The organism is Streptomyces sp. NPDC004561, assembly GCF_053602155.1.
Window position 1 is genome coordinate 1 of record NZ_JBSGDB010000568.1, and the last position, 5,197, is coordinate 5,197.

The window sequence follows — 5,197 nt, forward strand, 5'->3', positions numbered from 1 at the left end:
GAGGTTGGCCAGCAGCTTCAGGGTGAACTTCATCAGCATCGGGTGGGTCAGGCCGCGCTGGGCGGCGATCTGCATGACCTTGGGGTTGCCGATGAGCTTCACGAAGGCGCGGCCGAGGGTGTAGTAGCCGCCGTAGGTGTCCTTGAGGACGCGCGGGTAGCGCTGCAGGGCGATCTCGCGCTGGGCGGGCGTGGCCCGCGCATGGGCCTGGACGATGACGTCGGCGGCGATCTGGCCGGACTCCATGGCGTAGGCGATGCCCTCGCCGTTGAAGGGGTTCACCAGGCCGCCGGCGTCGCCGACGAGCAACAGGCCCTTGGTGTAGTGCGGCTGGCGGTTGAAGGCCATGGGGAGGGCGGCGCCGCGGATCGGGCCGGTCATGTTCTCGGGGGTGTAGCCCCAGTCCTCCGGCATGGACGCGCACCAGGCCTTGAGGATCTCGCGCCAGTCCAGCTCCTTGAAGGAGGCGGAGGTGTTGAGGACGCCGAGGCCGACGTTGGAGGTGCCGTCGCCCATGCCGAAGATCCAGCCGTAGCCGGGCAGCAGACGGTCCTGGGCGCCGCGCCGGTCCCACAGCTCCAGCCAGGACTCCAGGTAGTCGTCCTCGTGGCGCGGGGAGGTGAAGTAGGTGCGCACGGCGACGCCCATCGGGCGGTCCTCGCGGCGGTGCAGGCCCATCGCGAGGGACAGCCGGGTGGAGTTGCCGTCGGCGGCGACGACGAGCGGCGCGTGGAAGGTGACCTCGCGCTTCTCCTCGCCGAGTTTGGCGGTGACGCCGGTGATGCGGCCGGTGCGGTCGTCGACGACGGGGCCGCTCACGTTGCAGCGCTCGAAGAGGCGGGCGCCGGCCTTCTGGGCGTTGCGGGCGAGCTGCTCGTCGAAGTCGTCGCGCTTGCGGACGAGTCCGTAGTTCGGGTAGGCGGCGAGATCCGGCCAGTCCAGCTGGAGGCGGGAGCCGCCGCCGATGATGCGCAGGCCCTTGTTGCGCAGCCAGCCGGCCTCCTCGGAGATGTCGATGCCCATGGCCACGAGTTGCTTGACCGCGCGCGGGGTGAGGCCGTCGCCGCACACCTTCTCGCGCGGGAACTCGGTCTTCTCCAGGAGCAGGACGTCGAGACCGGCCTTGGCGAGGTGGTAGGCGGTCGTGGAGCCGGCCGGCCCCGCGCCGACGACGATCACGTCGGCGGTGTTCTCGGAGAGGGGCTCCTTCACGACGGTCACGGCGGGATCTCCCCAAGTTCGAAATCTGCGTGCCGACCGGCACTGGACATGGGCAGTCTATTCAGCAGAATTGATCACCCGGCTGAAGGGCTGCCCTGTGAACCGACCTCTCCCCGCGGTACGGCTGCGCGTTCCCACCCATGAGGACGCGGTCGCCTGGCACCGGGTCTTCGACGACCCCGAGGTCATGGAGTTCTACGACGGCAGACCGGCCGCCCTGTCGGTCTACGAGGAACTCACCGCGCGCCAGCGGCGGCACGACGCGGAACTCGGTTTCTGCCTGTGGACCGTGCTGGACGAGTCCGGGGAGGTCATCGGCTTCACCGGCGCCCAGCCCTGGAAGCCGGACTGGGGTCCGGTCGGCGAGATGGAGATCGGCTGGCGGCTCGGCCGGGCGCACTGGGGCAAGGGCTATGTCAGGGCGGCCGCGCGCGAGACCCTGGAGCGGGTGCGGGCGGCGGGCGTGCCGGGTGTGGTGGCCATGGTGCGGCCGGGCAACGAGCGGTCGATCGCGGTGACCCGGCGGCTCGGCATGGAGCCGGCGGAGACCTACCCGCATCCCAGGCTGAACGAGTCGGCGCTCTGCTTCCGACTGGCCTTTAATCACACACAGTAGCGAACTGTCACAGAAAGACACCGTCGCCTTCCGGGTGGGGCGCACCGGAGTTACCCTGCCAGTACCGCTGGGGGTGACATCTGTGCGTATAACACCCAAAACACCCGAAGTGCGCGTTCCGCGTCTGGTCGGTCTGATGGCCGTGGACGCGCGCGAAACGGCCCGGGCGCGGGGCCTGTTCCTCAACGCGCCGGACCGCCCCGACTTCCTCCGCACCGTCGTCGACTACGTCGTGCGCCAGTATCCGCAGCCCGGCGCCGAGGTGCCGCCGGACTCGATGGTGTACGTGTGGTTCGACTTCGGGGAGGGCGAGGGCGGCGGAGGCGTGCGCGAGCCACGCATCCCGCGACCGCCGACGGGCGGCATGCAGCGCGAGCTGGGCGAGCCCGGGGACGCGTTCGAGATGATCGACCGGTGAGCCGCCGGCGGGTGTTCAGCTCTCCTTGAAGCCCCGGTGCAGCGCGACCACGCCACCGGTGAGGTTGCGCCACGCCACCTTGGACCAGCCGGCCTTCCGCAGCCGCTCGGCGAGGGCGGGCTGGTCGGGCCAGGCCCGGATGGACTCGGCGAGGTAGACGTAGGCGTCCGGGTTCGAGGAGACCGCGCGCGCGACCGGCGGCAGCGCCCGCATCAGGTACTCGGTGTAGACGGTCCGGAAGGGCGCCCAGGTCGGGTGCGAGAACTCGCAGATCACCACGCGTCCGCCGGGGCGGGTGACCCGGTACATCTCCCGCAGGGCCGTGTCGGTGTCCTGCACGTTGCGCAGCCCGAAGGAGATCGTCACGGCGTCGAAGGTGTCGTCCTTGAAGGGCAGCTTCGTCGCGTCGCCCGCCGTGAACGGCAGCCAGGTGTGCTTCTTCTTGCCGACCTGGAGCATCCCCAGGGAGAAGTCGCAGGGGACGACGTACGCGCCCGTCCGCGCGAAGGGCAGCGAGGAGGTGGCCGTGCCGGCCGCGAGGTCGAGGACCTTCTGCGCGGGCCGCGCGTCGACCGCCTGCGCCACCTCCTTGCGCCAGCGCCGGTCCTGTCCCAGGGACAGCACGTCGTTGGTGAGGTCGTACCGTTCCGCCACGTTGTCGAACATCGAGGCGACTTCGTGCGGCTGCTTGTCCAGGGATGCGCGGGTCACCCGCCCATTGTTGCAGCCCGCCCGCACGGGAGGAGCGTGGGCTTCCTGCGCGCCGCGACGTCCGGGGGGACGTTCCGTTCGGCCCGCCTCGCGGCCGGTGCCGCCCTCCGGTCGCACGAAGACGGCGGCGAGCCGCCTCCGCGAACCGGTACGACGCCCAGGTCGCCACCGTCAGCCCGCGGTTGAGGCCGCTCAGCGGCGCCGGTGGACCAGCCGGCCGGCCAGCACGGTCGCCACGCAGGTGGCCGCGCCGCGCTCCGTCAGGGCCGTCTCGTCGGGCACGTCGAACACGGCCAGGTCGGCCCGGCCGCCGACGGCCAGGGGGCCGTGGACCGTTCCGGGGAGGTCGTGGCCCTCGGCGAACGGGTCGAGATCGGGACGCTCGCCCAGCAGCATGCCCGGGGCTTCCCGGGCGCCCACGACGATCAGGCCGGACCGGGCGACCGCCGTGGCCACCAGTGGGTCGGAGATGCGGGCTCCCGGGGAGGCGACCGCCGTCGTGCCGTACCGCAGCATGCGCTGCACACCCCGCCGTACGCTGCCCGCCCAGCGCGTCTCCGTCAGCTCGCCCAGGGCGGCCAGCCGCTCGCCCCACAGCGGCAGTTCACCCAGTTCGTCCGCTTCGCGCGGGTCGGGGTGGTAGCACTTGCGCAGCAGCCACAGCGAGTGCCACTGGCGCAGGCCCGGTGTGAGCACGCCCGGCCAGCGGCGCACCCGCGCACCCGGTGCCCCGGCGGCGACCTCCTCGTACGGCCCGACGGCCGCGATCCGGTCGCCGTCCACCACGACGGCTCCGTCCACGACGGGGGCCGCGCCCACCGGCAGGACCAGTGGGGCGGCGTGGATCGTCAGCAACGGGGGCTCAGTTGGAGGCCAGCAGCTTCAGCTCGGGGTGGGCGGTGCCGCCGTCGATCGCCGTGGAGGAGATGTGGGAGACCACGCGGTCGTCGACGGGGTCGTTCGCCGGGTCGTCGTGCACCACGAGGTGCTCGTACGTCGTGGCGCGCTGCGCCGGGACGCGGCCCGCCTTGCGGATCAGGTCGATGATCTCCAGGCGGTTGGAGCGGTGCCTGGCGCCGGCCGAGGAGACGACGTTCTCCTCCAGCATGATCGAGCCGAGGTCGTCCGCGCCGTAGTGCAGCGACAGCTGGCCGACCTCCTTGCCCGTGGTGAGCCACGAGCCCTGGATGTGCTGGACGTTGTCGAGGAAGACGCGGGCGATCGCGATCATCCGCAGGTACTCGAAGAGGGTCGCCTGGGTGCGGCCCTTCAGGTGGTTGTTCTCGGGCTGGTAGGTGTACGGGATGAACGCGCGGAAGCCGCCCGTGCGGTCCTGCACGTCCCGGATCATCCGCAGGTGCTCGATCCGCTCGGCGTTGGTCTCGCCCGTGCCCATCAGCATGGTGGAGGTGGACTCCACGCCCAGCCGGTGCGCGGTCTCCATGATCTCCAGCCAGCGCTCGCCGCTCTCCTTCAGCGGGGCGATGGCCTTGCGGGGCCGCTCCGGCAGGAGTTCGGCGCCGGCACCGGCGAAGGAGTCCAGACCGGCCTCATGGATCCGGGTGATGGCCTCCTCGACGGACACCCCGCTGATCCGGGCCATGTGCTCGACCTCGGACGCGCCCAGCGAGTGGATCACCAGCTGCGGGAAGGCGTCCTTGATGGCCTTGAAGTGCTTCTCGTAGTACTCGACGCCGTAGTCCGGGTGGTGGCCGCCCTGGAACATGATCTGGGTGCCGCCCAGTTCGACGGTCTCCGCGCAGCGGCGCAGGATGTCGTCGAGGTCGCGGGTCCAGCCCTTCTCGGTGTCCTTGGGGGCCGCGTAGAAGGCGCAGAACCTGCATGCCGTGACACACACGTTCGTGTAGTTGATGTTGCGCTCGATGATGTACGTCGCGATGTGCTCGGTACCCGCGTACTTGCGGCGGCGCACGGCGTCGGCGGCGGCGCCCAGCGCGTGCAGCGGCGCGTCGCGGTAGAGGTCGAGCGCCTCCTCGGGTGTGATGCGTCCGCCCGCCGCGGCTCGGTCGAGCACGGACTGGAGGTCGGCCTTCTCGGTCACCGGGCGTCCCTTTCGTCAAGGCTGTGGACAGACCGAACCAGCCTACGCCAGCGCTTTCGACGCGAAGACCTCAGGCCACGCCGGGCCGGCACGTCAGGCCGCGTACGCGCCGATCAGCAGCCCGGCGAGCGCGCCGGCCATGAGGAACGGCCCGAACGGTACGGCCGTC

Annotated in this window: 6 protein-coding genes; 2 read left to right on the forward strand and 4 right to left on the reverse strand. The window is 71.2% G+C overall.

What is annotated here, in order from left to right; all coding sequences use genetic code 11:
- Positions 1 to 1,221 (reverse strand): geranylgeranyl reductase family protein (locus ACWEN3_RS40880; protein ID WP_452982117.1); only part of this gene is annotated, 1,221 nt, incomplete at its 3' end.
- A gap of 97 nt (positions 1,222 to 1,318) precedes the next feature.
- Between ACWEN3_RS40880 and ACWEN3_RS40885 the strand changes: the two genes are divergently transcribed.
- Both ACWEN3_RS40885 and ACWEN3_RS40890 read left to right on the forward strand, forming a co-directional pair.
- On the forward strand, positions 1,319 to 1,837 hold the full coding sequence (locus tag ACWEN3_RS40885; RefSeq protein ID WP_452982120.1) for a GNAT family N-acetyltransferase: 519 nt from the start codon (positions 1,319 to 1,321) through the stop codon (positions 1,835 to 1,837).
- A gap of 109 nt (positions 1,838 to 1,946) precedes the next feature.
- A complete protein-coding gene (locus tag ACWEN3_RS40890; protein ID WP_452982122.1) occupies positions 1,947 to 2,255 on the forward strand; it encodes a PASTA domain-containing protein in 309 nt (102 codons plus the stop codon).
- 15 nt (positions 2,256 to 2,270) lie between these two features.
- Here ACWEN3_RS40890 and ACWEN3_RS40895 read toward each other — a convergent pair whose 3' ends face one another.
- From ACWEN3_RS40895 to mqnC, 3 genes are all read right to left on the reverse strand, one after another.
- Positions 2,271 to 2,966, reverse strand: a complete 696-nt coding sequence (locus tag ACWEN3_RS40895) for a demethylmenaquinone methyltransferase (protein WP_452982125.1) — start codon at positions 2,964 to 2,966, stop codon at positions 2,271 to 2,273.
- A gap of 192 nt (positions 2,967 to 3,158) precedes the next feature.
- A complete protein-coding gene (locus ACWEN3_RS40900; RefSeq protein ID WP_452982128.1) occupies positions 3,159 to 3,821 on the reverse strand; it encodes an imidazolonepropionase-like domain-containing protein in 663 nt (220 codons plus the stop codon).
- Between the two features lie 7 nt (positions 3,822 to 3,828).
- Complete coding sequence (gene mqnC, locus ACWEN3_RS40905) at positions 3,829 to 5,028, reverse strand: cyclic dehypoxanthinyl futalosine synthase (RefSeq protein WP_452982131.1); 1,200 nt, start codon at positions 5,026 to 5,028, stop codon at positions 3,829 to 3,831.
- Positions 5,029 to 5,197: the final 169 nt, after the last annotated feature.